A 19,284-nucleotide genomic window follows, 5' to 3' on the forward strand; every position below is an offset into this window, starting at 1 on the left:
CATATATGTATATGCTTTACAATAATGAAACTACTTGATAGTGTCCTTGCTAGAATAATATCTTAATGATACCATTAATCTAGTCTAATAAAGGACCGTTCTTCTACACATTAATAAGTGCAAATAATCTTTTTAAAATTGCACTGGCTATCTATAATTATATTAGGAGGCTTCAAGAATTAAATGGAATATACAGGTGAAAGATTCATTCCTGATAATGATGGAATAGAGATAGAGGCTGAGCACATTCACCGCTACAAAGCTATTTCAAGCTCTTTAAAAAACATGAAAGTACTCGATGCAGGCTGTGGCACTGGCTACGGCTCCTTGCTCATGTCACAATATGCACTTAACGTTACTGGAATTGATATTTCTGATGAAACGATCGAATGGTGTAATAGCCATTATGAAGCTCAAAAAAACCTTAACTTTATACAAGCATCATTAGACAGCCTTCCTTTTAATGATTCTGAATTTGATTGCATTGTTATCTTTGAAGTTATTGAACATGTTAATAAGGAGATTCAAAATAGTTTCCTGAAAGAAGCTAAAAGAGTTTTAAAACCAAATGGTATTTTAATTATTTCCACCCCCAATAAATCTGTATACACTGATAAAAGCGGGTATCACAATCCGTTCCATATCTCTGAATTTTATATTGATGATTTCAAAAGTTTCTTAAAACAAGAATTCAAGAATGTAAAATTATATAATCAGTCACTATATTTAGTATCTAGTATCAGCGATGAAGCTATGAAAGAACGCAGAGTACGTGTCATTCAAAACTCAAGTATTGATACGGAAGGTAAATATATGATCGCTTTATGTTCAAATGGAGAAAATCCAGCATCTTATATTGACTTAAGCTCAGTGTATAAATATGATTCTTCCTTTAGTATTAACATGTCTTCTTTATACGCTAGCTCAAAAGAAGGTAATTATTCTCAGGATCATAAACAAAGCACTGTGTTAGTTACAGATGAGGATAATAGATTCTCAGTAACATTTGATATCTCCCACTTACCAGATCCTTCTCATTTTAGATTTGATCCTGTGGAGAATTGTTTTTGCATATGTAATATTGATGAAGTATTAACCGACGGAGAGGTTAAATCAATTGTGCCTCTAAACGCCTTAAAATATCAAAAAAGAGGCTTTCTATTTATGAATATAGATCCCCAATTTGAGATCAGAGGCGAATTTAACCAAGCTACATTCATTACTATAACAGGTTATTTTAAAGTAATGACGCCGGTTGAAATCAGTGAAATTGTTGATGACATTTATCAACAGATGATACAAACTATCAAAAAAAATAACTCCATCCCCCCTCAAGGGTAATGCATTTTCAGAAAAACATTTAATGTTATACCAGTGACTTCTGTCAACAATTTAAATGGTGGTGTCTAAATGCAAGTTAGTGTAATCATAGCAGTTTATAATAGAGCATCGTTACTTCCTGATCTATTGGAACATTGGAGAAAGGTCGACGAAGTAACTAAATATGAATATGAACTTATTTTCTCTGATGACGAGTCTTCGGATGAATCTGTAGCCATTCTCAACGAATGCCAAGACCTTCCTATCAGAGTTTTAACAAATGCACATGGTGGTGCAGCAAAGGCTAGAAATCACGCTTATCAGTATGCAACCGGTGAAATCATCATTTTCACTGGTGATGATATCTTTCCAACAGTTAATTTTGTTAACGAACATTACGAATCATATTTGAAAAACGGAAAGAATTACGCAACGCTTGGCTGTATTGACTGGCGTGATGGAATACAAATGAATCATCTGATGAAGCACATCACCGATATTGGTTGTGAACAATTTGGTTTTGTAGGAATGAGACCTTTCGAAGTAATCGATTTTAGACACTTCTACACTTCAAACGTAAGTGTTTCTCGTGAACAGTTACAAAAACTTGATGGCTTATTTGATCTGGCCTTTAAAAAATATGGTTTTGAAGATATCGAATTGGGTTATCGTTTGCATAAAAACGGAGTTCAAATCATGTATAACCCTAATGCATTAGGGTATCATGACCACATTTATAATAGTGTTGATAAGTTTTGTAACAGACAACATTCAGCTGGAGAAGAATTAAACACATTTAAGATGCTTCATCCCGAAATTGGACTAAATGAATTGAAATTTGATCTTGATGAGTTTCATCAAAAATATGGATCTTATGCAGCTCAAAATAGAACTATAGATATAGTAGGAGATTTGGGGCGATTATTGATCTTCTTTATGAAGAAGTCGACTGGATTCCTAGAAAAAATCTTACTCAAAAAGGATTCTTTCAAAATAAAAAAGTTATCTTCTAAGTTTTACTCTGCTATATTTAGCTACTATATGTATTTAGGAATTGCCCAAGGATATAAAGAAGGTAATCCCTCTAAAACAAATTCAGCTCAACGGTTTACTTTTAGATATCTCTATTTTGGAAAATCGCAGATTTTTTACGATAAAGACAATAATTTTTCTGAACAAAACTCCGTTTTTTATCGGACAACCGGAGAAAAAGAGCTCACTATTAGTAGCAAGATTCCAACTCAGTTTTTAGGAAGAATTCGTTTTGACCCATTAGATGACCATTGTAAAGTCAAATTGTTACATGCATACGTGTACTTAAAAGACGGTTCTAAACAAACCATTAATTTCGAATATAATAACGCAAAAAAAGTTAAAAACAAGGTTTATGATTTCTCAAACCAAACCGATCCTATCTTAATAAGTGAATTGCTTCCTAATAATACTGAATCAATTGAAATTAAATTCAAAATGAATTATTTGCTTCGTAAAAGAGTCTACTCTGCTCTAACCAAAGGAATTCGTTTATCAAAAAAGTTATTGAAAAACATTAAACAACCATCAAACAAAGAAACTCTACAAAAAAACATAAATGTTATTGAATCGAATTTAGAAAAAAAAAAAATATGGATAACCCTCACGGGGCTTCCTGAACAAGATCTGATACCGATTTTAAATACTTATAAACAAATTAGTAACGTTTATTTGGATTTGTCAGTTGATATTAATGCTTGCCAATCTTCTGATTATTCAGAATATATCTACGAAATTAACCATAAAGACCATGCATTAGAAAAAAGTCAATTTATGAATGCAGCTTTTTGTCTGTTAGAATTTGATTATGATTTTATTTTGTTATCTGATAGTCTTGCGTCCTTTCCAACCCTTAACGGGCATTCTCTTAAAGAGTCCGCTATTATTTCTAGAAGACTTGCCCCATTTAATGAATTTATTAAAGGTTCCCAAACAGCTATAGGGAAATTCATCAGAATACCTGGTAGTAGAAGAATTGGAACTGAAATAAATTTAACTCATGAATTACCAATATTAAAAGCGATAGACGAAAAAACACTGTACATCAATCAACCTCGTGAACTTTTACAAAGTCCTAATTTAAATCTGGAACAATATAAAAAGGATAAACCTCTTGTGTTTGTTTTGCCTGTATTTATGGCTGTGGGCGGTGTTGAACGAAATACTATAGAAATTATGGAACGATTGAAAAATCAGTATGATTTTGTCGTTATTTCGTTTGAAAGGCATAGAATTGAACAAGGAAGTTTATTTTATCAAGTTGCAGAATTAGAGTTAGACTATTACGATCTAGCCGAAATTTCCGAGTTTAATAAGTACATTGAACGTCTTAAGGGTTTGAAACATGCTTATACACCTGATCTGGTATGGATATGCAATAGTTCACCTTGGATGATGGAAAATACAGTTAATATCAGAAAAGTATTTAATGATGCTGCGATCGTTGTTCAGGATGTCTATGATTATGAATATGGTTGGATTCAATATTATGATAGACCTGCAATTCATTCTTACGATCGATTTATTGCTATTAATCAAAAGATAAAGGAAAAATTTGAGAATGTTTATGGAATTGACCAAAAACGTATCGACCTGGTTTATTCTGCTGTAGATACCCAGAAAATACTTGAAGCCTCATCATCGAATTTTTCAAGGACACAAGTACTAACGGGTTTAGGCTTAGACCCCGAGAAAATGTACTTTGCATTTGTAGGACGATTTACAGAACAAAAACAGCCTTTGAAAATATTGCAACTAGCTAAATATATTATTGAAGCCCATGATAATGTAGACTTTATAATGGTTGGAGATGGAGAACTATCCACCAAGGTATCTGAGGTACTCGATTCTGATAACAACTTAAAGAAACGAATACACCGAATAAAATATATTTCTGAGGTTTCAAAATTTATTAAAGCAATAGATGGGCTTGTTATTGCTTCTATTTTTGAGGGATTACCCATTGTTACGATTGAAGCTATGTGTGTAGGAACACCTATCTTCTCCACTGATGTTGGTGATATCGCCTTATTTGTAAATGATAAAAATATCGGAGTTGTTTCAGCAACCCAAGAAATTAATGCACTTCAGAAAGACTTTGACAAGTTTTATTCTAACCTTAAAATGTATAAGGAAAATTCATTAAATCATATAAATGAAAATATTGAGTTTTTCTCATCTCAAAGAGCTGCAGAATTAATGAACCAATCATTTCAAAGTGCATTAGAAAAATACAAGTCATAGCTCAGGTAGTTAAAGGAGAGATTCATATCTTAAACTCAGTTCGAAATCTATGGGGAAGTAGACAGTTGCTTTTTAACATGGCAAGAAGCGACTTCAAAAGTAGATTTTCTGGATCTTATTTCGGAATTTTATGGGCAATAATTCAACCACTTATGACAATTCTGATTTTCTGGTTTGTGTTCCAAGTCGGATTCCGTGCACAACCAATTTCCAATGTCCCTTTTATTCTATGGCTTTGTGCAGCAATGATACCGTGGAATTTCTTTGCTGATGCCATAATAAATTCAACCGGGGCATTCACAAGTTATTCATTTGTAGTGAAGAAGATGGTTTTCAAGATAGGTCTACTTCCACTAGTTAAAGTAACGGCATCATTCTTTCTTAATATTGCGTTCAATATCCTGTTAATATTGATTTATACAGCCTATGGTCATTTTCCTGGAGTACAGCTAATTAGCATTTTATATTTTAATATATGTCTGTTCGCTCTTATTACCGTTTTGGCATATCTAATTTCCACACTAAATGTGTTTTTTAGGGATACTTCGCAAATAGTCGGTATATTATTGCAATTTGGGATATGGCTTACCCCAATTATGTGGGAAGAAGGGGTTATTCCTGAAAAATTCAGATGGCTAATAAAACTTAATCCAATATACTATGTGATTAATGGTTATCGAGAGGCTTTAATATATGGAAAATGGTTTTTCACTCATCCCCTACAAACAGCTTATTTTTGGGTGATCATACTTATAATCGGAACAATAGGAATTACCTTTTACAAACGGATGAAGTCTCATTTTGCAGATGTAATTTAGTGCACCAACGATCTTTTTATGACAGTATTTTTGTTGGGGGTAGATACGTTTTGGATTATTTAATTGACGTAAATCAAATATCAAAAGTATACAAACTATACAACCAGCCTTTTGACAGGGTAAAAGAAGTTTTAAGTCCAAGCAAAAAAAAATTCCATCAGAACTTTCATGCTGTAGATAACGTCTCTTTTAATGTAAAGCGCGGCGAAACATTGGGCATAATCGGGAAAAATGGATCTGGAAAATCTACTCTTTTAAAAATGATAGCTGGGGTTCTAACCCCTTCATCAGGAAAAATAAGCGTAAATGGAAACGTTTCTGCTCTACTTGAATTAGGAGCAGGCTTTAATGGCGATCTTTCGGGATACGAAAATATTTACCTCAATGGAACCTTGCTTGGATTTAGTAAAGAATACGTTGATAAAAGCTTAAAGAACATACTAGAGTTTGCTGATATCGGGGAATTCATTCATCAACCCGTAAAAACTTATTCTAGCGGCATGTTTGTACGCCTTGCTTTTGCTGTAGCTATAAATATAAATCCTGAAATTCTAATCGTTGATGAGGCATTAAGTGTAGGAGATATGAGATTCCAACAAAAATGTTACCGGAAAATAAGAGAGATCAAAAAAACTGGGACAGTTCTAATGGTTAGTCATGATACGGGAGCACTAGCCAGCTTTTGTGATCGAATTATTTGGATGGATGGTGGTAGAATATTCAAAGAAGGTCGACCAGATAAGATCCTAGATGAGTATCAAGCTTTTATGAGCTATGACATTAAAGAAATGCAATCTGTAACTTCCTATACCTCTATTTCTGATAGCCCTAAAGAGACAGATAGTGTTATAAATCAAACAAATGCCCAAGCCTTCGGTAACGGCGATGGCTATTTTGAAACTCTTCGTCTCATTAATCTTGAGGATGGGAAAGAGTCTGTTACTGTAGCCGGCGGCGATACTGTAGGGATTGATTTTAGTTTAAGAATTAATAAAGACGTGGATATGCCTATTCTAGGATTCACTTTAAAAGATGCTTTGGGAAATTCAGTGATTGTAACTAACACCCATTTTGAGAAAATCCTTCTCGAACCCTTAACTAAAGGGCTTTATAATTTTAGATTTAAAATGGATTTCCCCTATTTAAGAAATGGGAAATACTCTTTGGATATAGCTTTGGCAAATGGCACATATCAAGCGCATGAACAAATTCAATGGATCAATGATGCATTAATTATTGTTGTAAGAGATTCTCGTCCATATCAAGAGGGACGTGGATATTTAGTACCACCTGGTATAACGTTAGAGAAAACCCATTAGAGAGGTGCGCTATGTTTTTCAAAAAGAAAACGCCATTAAATCAAGAATTTAAAATTTCTGTGATAATTCCATTATATAATCATGAGAATTTTATCACTGAAGCAATTAAAAGTGTTTTGGACCAGACTTATACGAACTTAGAACTAATAGTTATAGACGATGGTTCAAAGGATAATTCGCTTGCAGTTGCCCAATCGTTCAAGGATGAGCGTCTACAAGTAATTTCGCAAGATAATAATGGAGCCCATAATACAATAAACCGTGGATTGGATATGGCCACTGGTGACTATCTTACTGTATTAAATTCAGACGATGTTTATGAGAAAGACCGTTTAGAGAAATGCATGGATGCCTTTATTAAAAACCCTGGCGTTGAATTAGTAAGTACTTATATAAAAATTATTAATGACTCTGGAAAAACCCTAGGAATAAAACACGGATGGAAGGACATGGAGCCTTGGCCTTTTCCGAACAAAGAGAAATCTTTTGCTAAAAGCGATGACTTTGTAAAAAATCTGCTCATGTCTAATTTTATCTCTACAACAAGTAATATGGTATTTACGAAAGAGCTTTATTTAGCAATTGGTGGCATGAGAAATTTGCGCTTTGCTCATGACTGGGATTTTGCACTTAGAGCAGCTGATCATGGAAAATGTTATCTTATTGAAGAACCTCTAATGCGATATCGTATTCATGGTAATAACACTATTCATTCAAATAGGAAACATATGCTTTTTGAAATATGCTGGATTTATGCAGCACATCTTCATAGATTCGAAAACACCCATATATTTACGGGAGATCCGAGATCTAATCTGGAAGAACTAGCTGAATCTATCAATTTGCAAGGTAACGATAAGCTTTTATGGATTTTACGTACTTATATTAACAATGCGATCAAAAACGGCAGAGATAACCCCGAATTAGATTTTTTGGATGATGCTGTCCTTAGAGAGTCACTATTTAATTATATTGCGGAATAATGGAAAAGATCGCTCTAATTAAGAGTGATTATATTATGTAGGAGGCGCTGAGCTGAAATGAAAGGAATAATTCTCGCAGGGGGAAGTGGAACCAGACTATACCCCTTAACTATGGTAACTAGTAAGCAGTTACTTCCTATTTATGATAAACCAATGATATATTATCCTTTGTCTACATTAATGTTAGCAGGGATCAAAGATATCCTAATTATATCTACTCCAGAGGACACTCCAAGATTCGCCAATCTCCTGGGAGATGGTTCGCAGTTTGGAATATCACTTCAGTATATTGTACAGCCAAATCCGGAAGGCTTAGCACAAGCCTTTATATTAGGTGCAGATTTCATTAAAGATGATTCAGTTGCTATGATTCTAGGCGACAATATTTATTACGGTAACGGCATCCGCAAGCTTCTTAAACGTGCTTCTGATAAAGAAAAAGGAGCTACTGTTTTTGGGTACCATGTACAAGATCCAGAGCGATTTGGTGTTGTTGAGTTTAATAATGAGGGTAAGGTCCTTAGCGTTGAAGAGAAACCACAGGAACCAAAATCCAATTATGCGATAACAGGGCTATATTTTTATGACAATCGTGTCCTACAAATCGCAAAAGAGGTTAAACCATCATCGCGTGGAGAGCTTGAGATCACATCAATAAATGAAGCATACCTGAAATTAGGCGAGTTAGATGTTGAATTACTTGGACGTGGGTATACTTGGTTAGATACAGGAACCCATCAGAGCCTAGTTGACGCGACTAATTTTGTAAGAACAATAGAAGAACACCAAGGTGTTAAAATAGCCGCACCTGAAGAAGTTGCATATATTAATGGATGGATCACAAAAGAACATCTGTGGGAATGTGGACAAAAGTTAAGCAAAACTGGGTATGGGCAATATCTGATAAAAGTAGCGACTGGTAAAATTAAATATTAAATAACAGAAGGTGTGGGTGACGTGAAACTTACAAAAACAACACTGGAAGGTGTATGGATTATTGAGCCTGCTGTATACGGAGATCATCGAGGCTGGTTTATGGAAACTTATAACGAAGATATTTTTTCAAAGAATGGAATTAACCTGAAATTCCTTCAAGATAATCATTCTTTTTCTGCAACAAAAGGAACTCTTCGGGGATTACACTACCAGTTAAATCCTAAAGCGCAGAGCAAACTTGTCCGTTGTACTCGAGGAGCTATTTATGATGTTGCTGTGGATATCCGGAAAGGCAGTCCCACTTATGGGAAATGGTTTGGAGTTGAGTTAAGTGCAGACAACAAGAAACAATTACTTGTCTCTAAGGGTTTCGCGCATGGTTTTGTAACCCTAGTAGAAGATGTGGAAGTAATGTATAAAGTTGACGAACTATATTCTCCCGATCTGGATAGAGGAATATCTTGGAGTGATCCGGAAATCGGAATTTCTTGGCCTATTGATTTCAAACCAGTATTGTCTGCTAAGGATGAACTAGCACCTTCTTTAAAAGAAGCGGACTTGAATTTTGTTTTAGATATCTAATAAAAAGTTGGCCTGTACCTTGGAATTCCATTTAGGAACTCTATAGGTTACAGGCCATGATTCTTTTATTGATAGTAACGTAATTAAGAAGAACATTCTCAAAAGAGGATTATTACAAGACTTGCTCATATAGTTATGCTAAAATATTGTCGTACCTACAGGAAAAGGAGATTATAACGTGTCGAAACCAGTATACGGTAAAACCGCTGTGCAGTCGAGAAATGTTGCAAAAATATCAGGCTCGTTGTGGGCATTAGTTGTTGGTTTTATTTTATTTTTATTCTGGACACCGTTTCAGGTGGGATTATTTAATGGACAGTTAGTAGACTTTGAGAAACCAATCTATATATCTGCATTGCTTGGAGCGCTTATGCTGCTGGTTTGGGTGGGCCTGGACTTTAAGAAGTTCAAACTGGATGAGCAGCGGGACCTGATAGGCCTCTTTGCCGTGTTTCTCCCCATCACCTACGCATTGTCGCTGTTTGTCGCTGTTTCACATTATATGGCGATGAATATGTTCTTTATTCAGAGCATGTACGCCGCTGTATTCATCATAGCGTTATATCTCTTGAAGAAAAAGCAAGTAAATGTTGTCATTGAGAACGCAGTGCTTGCGATTGCTTATTTCATTGTGGGCTTTGGTCTCCTGAATTGGCTTGGAGGAGGGAAGCTAGCGGGCAGTCTGGTCGGCTGGTTCTCCAACACCGTGCGCAACGGTATATATTTGGATGCAGTGATGACGGATTCCAACGGTCTTCGACTAACTTCTATTTTCCAATATGCCAATACCTATGCAGCCTTTCTGATGGCTTTTCTATTTGTTGCAGTGTTCGCACTGGTACGCTCGCGCAAATGGTATGGTACGTTGACACACAGCTTCATGTTAGTACCTATCATTGTATCCCTGCTGCTAACCCTCTCACGCGGTGGTCTTGTAATGCTGCCTGTGGTGTTTATATTGCTGCTATTGTTCTTAAAGCCTGCACAACAAATTCTGTGGATTATCCATCTAGGCATTGCTGGGGTGATATCGCTCGTCATTACCAACCCGGTTACGAATATCGGAATAGAATTGAATACTGCCTTCTCCTCTTCAGCAGCGCTCAAGGGCTGGGGGTACCTTCTTGGAGCTTCGGTAGTTGTAGCAGGTCTTGGTTGGGCCATCCAACGTTTTGCCGCTCCATGGCTGCAAGAGAAGCTCGGGAGCTGGTCTTCCCGTAAATGGACAGGCTTATGGCTTCCTCTGGGTTCCGTTGTGCTGGTTGGTCTAATAGCATTCTTGCTTATTGGCACAAGCGCCAAGAGCATCTTGCCTAACAATATCGAAACACGCCTTGAGAATATCAACTTTAAGCAGCACAGTGTGCTTGAACGTTTCACCTTCTATAAGGATGCTGTCAAAGTAGTAAAAGACTATCCGATCCTTGGTGCTGGCGGCGGAGGATGGTCTGCGCTGTATGAACATTATCAGAATAACCCTTATACGAGCCGTCAGGTACATAACTTCTTTCTACAGTTCCTGATCGAGGTAGGTATTTTAGGTTTCATCGTATTTATGGGCTTCATTCTCTATATCTTCTATAAGTATATTCGTGGGTACGTGAGACGAGACAAAGATGAGTTCAATAACGGATTCTTCTATCTCATTATTACGCTCTCCATTCTTATTCACAGCTTGCTGGACTTCAATATGAGCTACGCCTTTATGGGCATTCTTGTGTTTCTAGGTCTGGCCGGGATGGCTGCTGTCATGGACAGCAAACCACTACGCCGGAATTGGAACAAAGCTGGACTTCGCCTGGGATATCTGGCTGTAATTGCGTTAGGATCCTTGTTCCTGCTGTTCCTCTCGGTTACCTACATCAGCTCCAGCAACGCTGCAGTTAGCGCCAAGAGACTTATGGGTGTCAGCCAATCCTATGAAGAGATCAAGGCCTCTCTGACCAAAGCCCTGAGGAACCGTCCGACCCATCCTGAATCGGTAGTTTATCTTTCTTCTATGGATCAGCAGATCTATAACCAAACCCAGGATGAACAATACCTAGACGAATCCTTTAGCCTGTTAACTCGCGCACTTAAAGATGAGCCGTATAATAAGAATCTTTTGAATCAACTGATCTCCTACTATAACCTTAAGGGTCAAAAGGATCTGGCTCTAGCGGTGTATCAGGATAATGCCGACAAGTTCAATTGGGACATCATTTGGTACAGCGGACTGATCAGCAGTTCTTTTGAACTCGGTCAGGACGCATACAACCAGAAGGATAAGGCGAAGGAACAGGAATACTTTAAAACAGGTCTGGCTGCCTATGACCATGTTGTAGCTGGCGTAGAGCATCTTAAGACGCTCCCTCCAGAGCAAATGCAAGGACGGCCATTCTCAGTTACTCCAGAAATCGCGCTGAATGCCGGTAAGATACAGTACATGTCCGGTCAGATTGAGGCTGCTGCAGAAACATTAAAGCTTGGTCTCAGCCAAGATTATACTGACCCGAATAATCGTGAAATCGCCCGCTGGTACTTGGCGGCACTGAAGAAAAACGGTGGACAGGATCAAGCGGTATACGATCAGTTAATCGCTGCTGAACCCACAGAAGCAGGCCAAATTGATAAAATTGTAGCCATCCAATTCTAATTTCCTGAATACATGCTTTGTACAAAAAACGGGTACCTTCCTCTATAGGATAGGTACCCGTTTTTTGTAATTAGTAGATGAAAGAAACAAGTCGACTATTTCGTCGCTTTAGCTGCTTCACTCTCAATGATCTCTTTAAGATAAAGAAGCAGGTCGTCTTTTAATTCTTCATGCTGGAGGGCATAGTGTATTGTGGTTTGAATGAAGCCCATTTTCTCACCAACATCATGACGGTGGCCTTCAAAATCATAAGCAATAATCCGCTCCACTTCACTTAGGCGCGCTATGGCATCGGTGAGCTGAATTTCTCCACCTACACCTACCTGCTGCTCACCCAGCATATCGAATATCCGTGGAGTCAGGATATATCGGCCCAATATGGCCAGGTTAGAAGGTGCCTCCTCACGTTTTGGCTTCTCCACAAGCCGATTAGCTTTATATACCCGTTCAGCGATAGGAACTGCATCCACAACGCCATATCGGGACACCTCTTCCCAAGGTACAGGCTGCACACCGACAATAGAGGATTTATATTGGTCATAGACCTCAATCATCTGTTTCAGACAGGGCTTATTCGATTCGACAATGTCGTCACCTAGCAGAACTGCAAATGGCTCGTCCCCAATGAACTTACGCGCACACCAGATAGCATGACCGAGACCTCTCGGTTCCTTTTGCCGAATATAATGAATGTCAGCCATTTCAGACGACTTACGGACGGATTCCAGCAACTCCCACTTTTGCTTCTCAGCCAAATTGAACTCGAGTTCAAACGAATTGTCAAAATGGTCCTCAATAGCACGTTTGCCTTTCCCCGTTACGATAATAATGTCCTCGATGCCAGAAGCTACAGCTTCCTCTACAATGTACTGGATAGTCGGCTTGTCTACAATGGGTAACATTTCTTTAGGCATGGCCTTGGTCGCGGGCAAAAAGCGTGTACCGAGACCAGCAGCCGGTATAATGGCCTTACGAATCTTCATGACATAGGCTCCTTCTATTTTATCAATTCGATATCTCGCAGATGGCGAATTAGCATATATATTTTTTAATTATAACAGTAATATCCCATTTATGGCAGTTCAGTGCTCCTGAAAAATTGCTGAACGCTCTATCCACCCAAATCCCTCAAAACAAATCAGGCGGACAACCCTGGAGATTCTCCACGTTATGTCCGCCTATTGTGTATATCTTTAATTATTTCGCATTCACGAGTTGTCCGCGGGTAACACCAAGCTGGTTAGTAGCCTTGAGGCTCTTCCATACTTGAGTGCCGGAGATTTCACCACGCAGTGCACGGCTGTACAAGCTGATGACCTCAGCCACCTGCTCCGGTGTCTCTTCCAGGAACTCCACCCGGTATGAGGAAACTCCTAGCTCACGGAAATTGTTCAAATACTCTGCGCCGGATTGTTCCACAGCGTTATACACCGTGTTGCGGCAGCCCTCATCCACACGTACAGGATGGGACATACCGATCCGGTCCTGGAGGGACGCCCGATGATCTTCGCACGGCCGTCCGCAGTTCGTGTAGTCTGTACCTTCACTCATGAAGGTACAGTACACGCAGTGCTCAGTGTGGAACATCGGTAGATGCTGATGGATTACGATCTCCATCCGCGAGGTATCACTGCGGCCAAGCAGATCCACCATTTGTTGAATATTCAGGTCGTAGGATGGTGTCACCATATCGCACCCGGCTTCGAGGAACAGATCTACAGCCTTGTGATTGGCAATATTCAGCGAGAAGTCGCCAATCAGTCGTGGATGAACAGCATCCGGCTGCTCCATCCGGCGGCGCAGATAGTAATACAATGCACCTGTATTGCGGACCAGCACCGCATCCGGCTGAAGACGCAGGATGTTGGCATGGTAGCCGTTCTCGTTCGGCATATGGATACGCGGCGTTGCCAGCGCAATGCTTGCGCCCGCAGCCCGCACAGCCTCTACGGCTGCCGGGAACTGCTTGATGAACTCAAAGTCGGCGTAAATGTTCTTCACGCCGGCCTTGAGCGCAGCCTCAACCTGCGGGAGGCTGCGGCACAGCGCGGTAAGCTCCGCCGCGCCGCGCACACCCCAGCCATCCTGCAAAGCCGGGATGGCTGCTTCAGCGACGCCCCTGCGGCTCGCGTCGCCGTAGACCTCTACCGCCCGTTTCACGTAGACGGGCGGTTTCGGGCGCTCGCCCGCAAGCAGCTCCACCGCGCGGCGGCGGATGCTGTTCAGCTCGCGCATAGGCACGATGACGTCGCCTTCCAGATGCGACTCCAGCGCCTCTAGCTGGAACACCGTGCCGCCCAAGCGGCCGAATTGTTCTTCCAGCAGGGCGGCGTCCATCGGACGCTTTTGTGCAGTCTCCAGCGCAAGCTCCGAATTCACCTGTACGGTCACGCCTTTTTGCGTGTCCGTCCACCAAGTCTGCAGCATTTCGCCAACACTTCCGATTACCTTTACTTGAACCGGGAATACCCGGTATGGCTTCTCGGTCTCGTAAGACTGACGAAGTGCTTTGTCTAACGCCGGGTCATTGGTTTTCCAGATCCGGTCGCCAACATGCAGACGGCGCAGATCCACATCATTGCGTCCAGCAACAATATCAACAACCCAACCTTCACCGGCTTCGCCTTCCAGCTTCACGCCTTTACGGCGCAAGTCGTAGACGCGTCCGCCTTCTTCCTTCTTCGTAGGATCGCCTGCGTCGAATACAATCCCGTCACCACGCTTGAGCGGCGCGTGAATGCGGCAGACTACACCGTCACGCAGAATTTGTTCAACCGTACCAAGGTAGACACCACGGCTTTTCGGGAAAGTCCCGTCAACCAACTTCTTATTGTTCGTCCCATCCAAGAAGCCATGCGTGAAGCCTCGCGAGAAGCTCTGTTGCAGCTCACGCATTTCTTCCTTGGATGGCGCAGACCATTCACCATCAAAATAACGGTCGATGGCCTTACGGTATTTGCTAACCACGTTAGCTACATACTCAGGGGTTTTAAGACGTCCTTCAATTTTAAAAGAGGTTACGCCCGCTTCAATCAGTTCCGGCATCAATTCAATGGCCGCCAAATCCTTCGGTGAGAGCAGGTAAGTCACATCACCCATAGGTTTGATCTCACCATCGACCATCAGGTCATATGGCAGACGGCAGGCCTGCGCACATTCCCCACGGTTGGCGGAGCGTCCGCCCCACATTTCCGAGGTTAGACATTGACCGGAATAGGAGACGCAAAGCGCACCATGAACGAATACTTCCATCGGCAGACGCGCCTGATCACCGATCATGCGAATCTGCTTCAAGTTATTTTCGCGGCCCAGTACTACACGTTCCATTCCGAACGGCTTCGTAAATTCGACCGCCTCCGGCGAAGTAATTGTCATCTGTGTGGAACCATGGATTGGGAAGTCCGGAGAGATCTCGCGAATCAGCTTAACCAGCCCCAAATCCTGTACAATCACTGCATCAACCCCCGCGTCCACGCAGGCATCAATCAGTTCCTTAGCTTCAGGTAGTTCATTCTCGAACACAAGTATATTAAAGGTCAGAAAGCCTTTTACACCATAGCTGTGTAGAAAAGCCATAATCTCCGGCAGCTCGTCCATGCGGAAGTTGTTCGCTCTAGCACGTGCATTAAATTTTTCTACGCCAAAAAAGACAGCGTCCGCCCCGTTCGCCACAGCCGCCCGCATACAGTCCCAGTCACCAGCCGGAGCCAGCAACTCCACGTCTTCTCTGCGTATGTCCTGCTCTTTCATTTATATCCTCCCAAACCGTCCAAGACGGGTCATTTCTATACGTTTAACTTATTTATTGTATCAAAAATCACACCTATTCGCCATGTGTTTGCCAATATTTAATATAGGTGTGAAAGTACATAATCCGCTTGGCTCCCCAATAAAAAAGACACCTTTATTTCGCCACGGCGGTAAAGGAGTCTTTCGGACTTCACTTTTCAGTTATCCTGGATTGCCTTTATTCTAGCTCAACCAGTTCATCACCATGGCATAGTCGGAAACAACGAAGACAAGCAAGCTCACTGCACCAAAAGCAATGGCGAATTTGTTCTTCTGCGGAGCCTTCAGCAGCCGTACTACCCCAACCAAGATGAGGATCGTGAACAAAATCATGAATACATCAAAGGTATGAAATTTAGACGGTTCTTGTGCGGCAGCTTCTGCAAGCAGCATGGCGATACCTCCTCAAAAGTTTTGTCAAGCAAGCGCCTCTATTCCCATATTCCCTTCTATGTTATCGCTACCATTTGGGCTGCGCAAGAGGTATTGTACAAAAAATGAGGTAAATGTCACAAAAAATATAATTTACATCCATTTTTCACTTAAAAGAGATGATTTTCATCATTTACAAGAAGGGATGGTACCATAGAGCGTGATAACCAACTACCCGTTTCTTGGCCTTAAGCTAAAGAAAAAGAGCCACGCTATCGCGTGACCCTCTACCTAAAAATACATCATCTAGCTAATATCCGACGTCTCCAACTGCAAGGCTTCGGTCCGTTCCGTATCCCGGAGCAGAATAGGCTTCAAGTATCTGCCCGTGTAAGACGCCTCAACAGTAATCAGCTTCTCTGGTGTGCCCGTAGCCAGCACCGTCCCTCCACCGCTACCGCCTTCCGGTCCCATATCGATCAGATAGTCGGCAGTCTTGATGACATCCAGATTGTGCTCAATAACAAGCACGGACTCTCCGGAATCAACAAGGCGATGTAAGACTTCCAGCAGGCGACCGATGTCATCCACATGCAACCCGGTTGTAGGTTCGTCCAGAATATACAAGGTCTTGCCTGTGCTGCGGCGGTACAGCTCGGAAGCCAGCTTCACACGCTGTGCTTCCCCGCCAGACAGTGTTGTTCCCGGCTGTCCGATCTTAATGTACCCAAGACCAACATCAAGCAGTGTCTGCATTTTACGGTGAATACGCGGAATGTTAACGAAGAATTCCGTTGCATCTTCCACAGTCATTTCAAGCACATCGGATATGTTTTTGCCTTTATATTTCACTTCCAGGGTCTCACGGTTATACCGCTTGCCTTTGCAGACCTCACAAGGCACATAGACATCCGGCAGGAAGTGCATCTCGATCTTGATAATTCCGTCCCCACGGCAGGCTTCACAGCGTCCACCCTTAACGTTGAAGCTGAAGCGGCCCTTCTGGAAACCGCGCACCTTGGCCTCATTGGTCTTGGCGAACAAGTCACGGATATCATCGAACACGCCGGTATACGTCGCCGGATTAGAACGCGGAGTTCGTCCGATTGGCGACTGGTCAATTTCAATTACTTTGTCCAGATTCTCAAGCCCTCTGATCTCTTTGTGCAGTCCTGGACGGACCTTCACTGCTTTGTTCAGATGGCGAGCCAGACTCTTATACAGAATCTCGTTGACCAACGAAGACTTACCTGACCCTGATACGCCTGTTACAGCCGTAAAGACACCCAGTGGAATTTTGACATTCACATTCTTCAGATTATTCTCTTTGGCGCCACGGATCTCCAGCCAACGGTCATCTGTTGGACGGCGTTTGGAGGTCACCGGGATAAACTTCCGACCACTTAAATATTGTCCCGTCAGGGAATTAGGGTCCTTCATAATCTCTTCCGGCGTACCCTGAGCAATGACTTGACCGCCATGAATCCCTGCACCCGGGCCAATATCAATGATATAGTCGGCAGCCATCATCGTGTCTTCATCGTGCTCAACCACAATCAAAGTGTTACCGAGGTCACGCATATGTGCAAGGGTAGAGATCAAGCGATCATTATCACGCTGATGCAACCCGATGCTCGGCTCGTCCAGAATATACAGTACGCCCATGAGGCTGGAGCCGATCTGAGTCGCCAGCCGGATACGCTGAGCTTCCCCTCCGGACAAGGAGCCTGCTGCCCGGCTGAGTGTCAGGTAATCCAGGCCTACGTTTACCAAAAAGCCGAGGCGGCTGCTGATTTCTTTGAGAATCAAGTTGGCAATAGCTTGCTCCTTCTCAGAGAGAACAATTTGTTCAAAAAATTGCTCGCAATCGCCAATAGAAAGATCCGTAACATCAGCAATATTGCGATCACTGATCGTCACTGCCAGAATCTCTTTCTTCAGGCGTTTACCTTTGCAGACATGACAAGGCTTCGCGCTCATAAAACCTTCGATGAACTCACGGATGCCGTCTGATGCCGTCTCGCGGTAACGACGCTCCAGATTGGGAATGATACCTTCAAAGGCAACCAAGGCATCTTTCTTTTGCCCAAAATCATTCTCGTAGCGGAAGCGGATCTTCTCACTACCCGTGCCGTTCAACAGCTTTTCCATATGATCTGGTGTCAATTCGCTTACCGGTACGTCTTGCGGAATATTAAAATGCTCGCAGACTGACTTTAAAAATTGCGGGTAGTAGTTGGAGGTACTTCCGGTCCAGGCCAAGAAGGCCCCGTCTTCAATGGATTTCCCCATATCTGGAATCAGCAGATCAGGATCGACCACCATTTTCACACCCAGTCCATCACACTCACTGCAAGCTCCGAACGGACTGTTGAAGGAAAACATCCGCGGAGCTAATTCTTCGATACTGAATCCACAAACTGGGCAAGCGAAGTTGGAGCTAAACAACAGCTCTTCCTGGTCGATAATATCAACAAGGATTTTACCGCCCGACAACTTCAGCGCAGTCTCGATGGAATCTGACAGCCGGGTCGCGATATCATCTTTGATGACAATCCGGTCCACAACCACTTCGATGGTATGCTTCTTGTTCTTCTCCAGCTCAATATCCTCGCTCACATCACGCAATTCACCATCCACACGCACACGAACAAAGCCTTGCTTGGAAATATCCATGAAAAGACCTTTATGTTCTCCCTTGCGTCCTGAAATTACAGGAGCCAGTATCTGCAGGCGTGTCCGTTCCGGATACTGCATAATACGGTCCACCATCTGTTCAACGGTCTGGGAGGTAATCTCAATACCGTGGTCCGGGCAGTGCGGGTGACCGATACGCGCGAACAATAGCCGCAGGTAATCATAAATTTCTGTAACCGTCCCTACCGTGGAACGTGGGTTGCGGCTAGTAGTCTTCTGATCGATTGAAATCGCTGGCGACAATCCATCGATGGAGTCTACATCCGGCTTCTCCATTTGTCCCAGAAACTGGCGTGCGTAGGCGGACAGCGATTCAACGTAACGGCGCTGACCTTCAGCGTAGATCGTATCGAACGCCAGTGATGATTTGCCGGAACCACTAAGTCCCGTCAGCACGACGAAGCGGTCGCGGGGGATCGTCACATCTATATTTTTAAGATTGTGCGCCCTAGCGCCTTTAATTACAATATTTTCGTTCGCCAACACTATAACCTCCTAGAGTTCACCCACCCCACTTCAATCTTCAATGTAGGCCCGGGAATTCGCAGCTCTCAGGG

General features: G+C 41.9%; 12 protein-coding genes. 8 read left to right on the forward strand and 4 right to left on the reverse strand.

Annotated elements, in window-relative coordinates; genetic code table 11:
* Positions 1 to 183 precede the first annotated feature (183 nt).
* The 8 genes from ACFVRY_RS25565 to ACFVRY_RS25600 all read left to right on the forward strand — a co-directional run bounded on the left by ACFVRY_RS25565 (position 184) and on the right by ACFVRY_RS25600 (position 11,869).
* Complete coding sequence (locus ACFVRY_RS25565; protein ID WP_387503098.1) at positions 184 to 1,341, forward strand: class I SAM-dependent methyltransferase; 1,158 nt, start codon at positions 184 to 186, stop codon at positions 1,339 to 1,341.
* Between the two features lie 69 nt (positions 1,342 to 1,410).
* The gene (locus ACFVRY_RS25570; protein ID WP_387503100.1) at positions 1,411 to 4,596 is read left to right on the forward strand and encodes a glycosyltransferase; all 3,186 of its coding nucleotides are present in this window, start codon (positions 1,411 to 1,413) and stop codon (positions 4,594 to 4,596) included.
* Positions 4,597 to 4,673: 77 nt separating this feature from the next.
* Positions 4,674 to 5,414 (forward strand): ABC transporter permease, encoded by a 741-nt coding sequence (locus tag ACFVRY_RS25575; RefSeq protein WP_387503101.1) that lies wholly within the window; start codon positions 4,674 to 4,676, stop codon positions 5,412 to 5,414.
* A 50-nt stretch (positions 5,415 to 5,464) separates the two neighbouring features.
* Positions 5,465 to 6,733, forward strand: a complete 1,269-nt coding sequence (locus ACFVRY_RS25580; RefSeq protein ID WP_387503103.1) for an ABC transporter ATP-binding protein — start codon at positions 5,465 to 5,467, stop codon at positions 6,731 to 6,733.
* Positions 6,734 to 6,744: 11 nt separating this feature from the next.
* A complete protein-coding gene (locus ACFVRY_RS25585; RefSeq protein WP_387503104.1) occupies positions 6,745 to 7,716 on the forward strand; it encodes a glycosyltransferase in 972 nt (323 codons plus the stop codon).
* Positions 7,717 to 7,773: 57 nt separating this feature from the next.
* Complete coding sequence (gene rfbA / locus ACFVRY_RS25590) at positions 7,774 to 8,652, forward strand: glucose-1-phosphate thymidylyltransferase RfbA (RefSeq protein WP_387503105.1); 879 nt, start codon at positions 7,774 to 7,776, stop codon at positions 8,650 to 8,652.
* A gap of 21 nt (positions 8,653 to 8,673) precedes the next feature.
* Complete coding sequence (gene rfbC / locus ACFVRY_RS25595; RefSeq protein WP_387503106.1) at positions 8,674 to 9,234, forward strand: dTDP-4-dehydrorhamnose 3,5-epimerase; 561 nt, start codon at positions 8,674 to 8,676, stop codon at positions 9,232 to 9,234.
* A gap of 178 nt (positions 9,235 to 9,412) precedes the next feature.
* A complete protein-coding gene (locus ACFVRY_RS25600) occupies positions 9,413 to 11,869 on the forward strand; it encodes an O-antigen ligase family protein (RefSeq protein ID WP_387503107.1) in 2,457 nt (818 codons plus the stop codon).
* Between the two features lie 95 nt (positions 11,870 to 11,964).
* Here the strand turns inward: ACFVRY_RS25600 and galU are convergent, their stop codons facing one another.
* From galU to uvrA, 4 genes are all read right to left on the reverse strand, one after another.
* The gene (gene galU / locus ACFVRY_RS25605) at positions 11,965 to 12,852 is read right to left on the reverse strand and encodes a UTP--glucose-1-phosphate uridylyltransferase GalU (protein WP_387503108.1); all 888 of its coding nucleotides are present in this window, start codon (positions 12,850 to 12,852) and stop codon (positions 11,965 to 11,967) included.
* A 214-nt stretch (positions 12,853 to 13,066) separates the two neighbouring features.
* Positions 13,067 to 15,619 carry a U32 family peptidase gene (locus ACFVRY_RS25610; RefSeq protein WP_387503109.1) on the reverse strand — a complete coding sequence of 851 codons (2,553 nt, stop codon included), beginning with the start codon at positions 15,617 to 15,619 and terminating at the stop codon, positions 13,067 to 13,069.
* A 222-nt stretch (positions 15,620 to 15,841) separates the two neighbouring features.
* Positions 15,842 to 16,051: a DUF2759 family protein gene (locus ACFVRY_RS25615; protein ID WP_066378701.1), complete on the reverse strand. Its 210-nt coding sequence runs from the start codon at positions 16,049 to 16,051 to the stop codon at positions 15,842 to 15,844.
* A gap of 285 nt (positions 16,052 to 16,336) precedes the next feature.
* On the reverse strand, positions 16,337 to 19,210 hold the full coding sequence (gene uvrA / locus ACFVRY_RS25620) for an excinuclease ABC subunit UvrA (protein ID WP_387503111.1): 2,874 nt from the start codon (positions 19,208 to 19,210) through the stop codon (positions 16,337 to 16,339).
* Positions 19,211 to 19,284 lie beyond the last annotated feature (74 nt).

It is taken from the genome of Paenibacillus sp. NPDC057934, assembly GCF_042887565.1.
GTDB lineage: Bacteria > Bacillota > Bacilli > Paenibacillales > Paenibacillaceae > Paenibacillus_AQ.

What these genes read in the sequence shown, in the direction of transcription:
- ACFVRY_RS25575 (WP_387503101.1), top strand. Translation starts at nt 4,674, where the DNA reads ATGGCAAGAAGCGACTTCAAAAGTAGATTTTCTGGATCTTATTTCGGA.
- ACFVRY_RS25585 (WP_387503104.1), top strand. Translation starts at nt 6,745, where the DNA reads ATGTTTTTCAAAAAGAAAACGCCATTAAATCAAGAATTTAAAATTTCT.
- ACFVRY_RS25570 (WP_387503100.1), top strand. Translation starts at nt 1,411, where the DNA reads ATGCAAGTTAGTGTAATCATAGCAGTTTATAATAGAGCATCGTTACTT.
- ACFVRY_RS25610 (WP_387503109.1), bottom strand. Translation starts at nt 15,619, where the DNA reads ATGAAAGAGCAGGACATACGCAGAGAAGACGTGGAGTTGCTGGCTCCG.
- ACFVRY_RS25615 (WP_066378701.1), bottom strand. Translation starts at nt 16,051, where the DNA reads ATGCTGCTTGCAGAAGCTGCCGCACAAGAACCGTCTAAATTTCATACC.
- galU (WP_387503108.1), bottom strand. Translation starts at nt 12,852, where the DNA reads ATGAAGATTCGTAAGGCCATTATACCGGCTGCTGGTCTCGGTACACGC.
- ACFVRY_RS25565 (WP_387503098.1), top strand. Translation starts at nt 184, where the DNA reads ATGGAATATACAGGTGAAAGATTCATTCCTGATAATGATGGAATAGAG.
- rfbA (WP_387503105.1), top strand. Translation starts at nt 7,774, where the DNA reads ATGAAAGGAATAATTCTCGCAGGGGGAAGTGGAACCAGACTATACCCC.